The organism is Kitasatospora sp. MBT66 (assembly GCF_000710405.2).
GTDB lineage: Bacteria > Actinomycetota > Actinomycetes > Streptomycetales > Streptomycetaceae > Kitasatospora > Kitasatospora purpeofusca.
Window position 1 is genome coordinate 1 of sequence record NZ_JAIY01000031.1, and the last position, 3111, is coordinate 3111.

The 3111-nt window shown below is 74.6% G+C and carries 3 protein-coding genes and 1 pseudogene; 2 read left to right on the forward strand and 2 right to left on the reverse strand.

Going from position 1 to position 3111, the window contains the following annotated elements; all coding sequences use genetic code 11:
* Both BI06_RS45240 and BI06_RS45245 read right to left on the reverse strand, forming a co-directional pair.
* Window positions 1-423: pseudogene (locus BI06_RS45240) on the reverse strand (hypothetical protein); the annotation flags it as partial.
* Between the two features lie 5 nt (window positions 424-428).
* Window positions 429-728, reverse strand: a complete 300-nt coding sequence (locus BI06_RS45245) for a MoaD/ThiS family protein (RefSeq protein ID WP_051743093.1) — start codon at window positions 726-728, stop codon at window positions 429-431.
* Window positions 729-1412: 684 nt separating this feature from the next.
* Here BI06_RS45245 and BI06_RS45250 point away from each other — a divergent pair.
* Both BI06_RS45250 and BI06_RS45255 read left to right on the forward strand, forming a co-directional pair.
* Window positions 1413-2147, forward strand: coding sequence for a response regulator transcription factor (locus BI06_RS45250; protein ID WP_037782252.1), 735 nt, complete (start codon window positions 1413-1415; stop codon window positions 2145-2147).
* 147 nt (window positions 2148-2294) lie between these two features.
* The coding region (locus BI06_RS45255) for a LacI family DNA-binding transcriptional regulator (RefSeq protein ID WP_043479094.1) at window positions 2295-3111 on the forward strand (817 nt) is incomplete at its 3' end.

The window sequence follows — 3111 nt, forward strand, 5'->3', positions numbered from 1 at the left end:
CGGGAGCAGCGCCGTCGCGGCGTCGTCCACGGCCGGACCGACGCCCGGCCCCGCCCCGTACGGCGGCTGCCCGTACGGCGACTGCCCGTAGGCGGCCTGCTGTCCGTACGGCTGCTGCTGCGGGTACCCCGGCTGCTGCGCCGACGGCCCGCCGTACGGCGGTACACCCGCGCCGGGGGCGTGCGGCTGCGCCGCGAGCCCCTGCTGCGCATAAGGATCCGGCGCGTACCCCTGCTGGGGGGCGTACGGATACGGCGGCTGCTGGGGGTGGTACCCCTGCGCCCCGGGCTGCTCCTGCGGCTGCTCCTGCGGCTGCTGCTGCGGAGGCTGCGCCGACTGCTGCTGCGGCTGCCCGTAGGGGTACTGCGGCTGCTGAGGGTGCTGCCGCGGCGGGCCCTCGGGGGCCCCGTTCGTCCTGGTCACGCCGCTCACCCGCCCGCGAACGGCGGGAGAACCTCGACGCTGCCGCCCTCGCTGAGCGCCACCGTCGAGTGGTCACGGCCGCCCACCGGCGAGCCGTCCACCAGGTAGGAGCAGTGGCCGAGCAGCAGGACCAGCTTCGGCCGGTCGGCATGCCGCGCCTTGGCCTCCGCCAGCGCCTCGGCCAGGGTCGCCGCCAGGTACGGCTCCTCGGCCAGCCCGGCCTCCGACTTCGCCGCCGCCCAGTAGCGGATGGTTCCGCTCACCCGAACGGCGGCCGCCGGGTCGTGCCCGGTGGTCGCGCCCATGGCAACCCCTTCTCGTCGTCCTCGCCCGTTCCCGGGTACCCCGGGCCGGGTCCACCACCGGAGGCGGCCGCGCGTCGCCCGAAAGGTGTACTCGCACGGTGCCGTCGATGTGCGTCCCATGATGGCGTGTTCGTCCGCACGAGCGGCAATCGCCCTGGCCCGGTACCTGGCGGCGCCGTCGCGAAGCTGTGGCGGGGCTCACCCGGCGCGCGCCCGAAAAGGGCCGAACCGCCGGGTCGGAGCCCTCCCGGCCCGGGGACCGGTCGGCTATCCTCGACCCCTGAGGGATCCGGGCAGAGTCGCCCCCGGGTCCTTTTGTGCTTTCAGGACGCCAGTACGGACGTTCTTGCGAATCGTCGGCCCACCCCCGGCGGTCCGCGGGAACCGCCCCCGCCACGCACGGCACAACGACGTGCCGGACCCGGCAGGGGCGTCGGACAACCCCGGCTCCGGGCCGCCGCCCGGGACGGGCCAGGACCGGAAGGTTCGCGGGATGAACAGGGCAGAAACGGTGCATCGCGGGTTGCGGGACCCCCGGCGCGCGCCCCGTTCGGCCGTCCGCGCCGACGGGCCCGACGGGCCCCACCGGGCGTCCCCCTCCTCCCCCTCACCAGCACGTGCGCCATCCGGCTGTGGCGGCAGCCGGAACGCGACCGCGACGACCCGGAAAGGGGACTACCGGGTATGAGTTCTCTGCTCCTCCTCACCAACGCGCTGCAGCCCTCCGCGGAGGTACTGCCCGCACTCGGCCTGCTGCTGCACAGCGTCCGGGTGGCGCCCGCCGAGGGTGCCGCCCTGGTCGACACCCCCAGCGCCGACGTCATCCTGGTGGACGGCAGGCGCGACCTGCCGCAGATCCGCAGCCTCTGCCAGCTGCTGCGCTCCACCGGCATCGGCTGCCCGCTGATCCTGGTGGTGACCGAGGGCGGCCTGGCCGCCGTCACCGCGGAGTGGGGCATCGACGACGTCCTGCTCGACACCTCCGGCCCGGCCGAGGTCGAGGCCCGGCTGCGACTCGCCCTCGGCCGGCTCCAGGTGACCACCGACGACAGCCCGATGGAGATCCGCAACGGCGACCTCTCGGTCGACGAGGCCACCTACTCGGCCAAGCTCAAGGGCCGGGTGCTCGACCTCACCTTCAAGGAGTTCGAGCTGCTCAAGTACCTCGCCCAGCACCCCGGCCGGGTCTTCACCCGGGCGCAGCTGCTGCAGGAGGTCTGGGGCTACGACTACTTCGGCGGCACCCGGACCGTCGACGTGCACGTGCGGCGGCTGCGGGCCAAGCTCGGCGTCGAGAACGAGTGCCTGATCGGCACCGTCCGCAACGTCGGCTACCGCTTCGTCGTCCCGGAGAAGCCCGACAAGGGCGAGCGCCCCGACCAGGCCGTCCGGCGCCCCGCGACGGTCCTGGAGGCCTGACCCGGCGGGCCGGGCGGGCCCACCCCGTACCGCCCGGCCCGGCCTGTCCGGATTCGCCCCACCCCGTCCGGGAGCCGCTCCGGGAACGGCCCCGACCGGGGGCGATCCCCACTGCCCGGCCGCACGCCACACGCGTAGACTCCCCCCGTGGCCAAAGTGACGCGCGACGATGTAGCCCGACTGGCTGGTACCTCGACCGCGGTCGTCAGCTACGTGATCAACAACGGGCCGCGGCCGGTCGCGCCCGCCACCCGGGAGAAGGTGCTCGCCGCGATCGAGCAGCTCGGCTACCGGCCGAACAGCGTCGCGCAGGCGATGGCCTCCCGCCGCACCAACCTCATCGGCATGGTCGTGCCGGACGCCCGCCAGCCGTTCTTCGCCGAGATGGCGCACGCCGTGGAACGGGCCGCCTCCGAACGCGGCAAGCTGGTGCTGATCGGCAACTCCGACTACGTCGACGACCGCGAGGTCCACTACGTCCGCGCCTTCCTCGGCATGCGGGTCTCCGGCCTGATCCTGGTCAGCCAGGGCCCCTCCCAGCGGGCCGCCGAGGAGTTCGCGGCCATGGAGGGGGCCAAGGTCGTGCTGCTGCACCGCCGCCCCGAGGCGATCGACGACGTCGCGGTGGTCACCGACGACGTGGGCGGCGCCGAGGCCGTCGTCCGCCACCTGCTGGAGGTGCACGGGCACCCGTACGTGGCCTGCTTCGGCGGCCCGGTCGAGTCCCCCGCCCCCGGCGACCCGGTCATCGACCACGTCGAGGGCTGGCAGCGCGCCATGGACGCGCACGGCCTGCCGACCGAACCGCACCTGATCGACGCGCCCTTCCACCGCTACGGCGCCTACGACGTCGCGCTCGGCGTGCTGCGCTCCGAGAACCGCCCCCCGGCGATCTTCTGCTCCACCGACGACCAGGCCATCGGTGTCCTGCGGGCCGCCCGCGAGGTGGGCCTGCGGGTGCCGG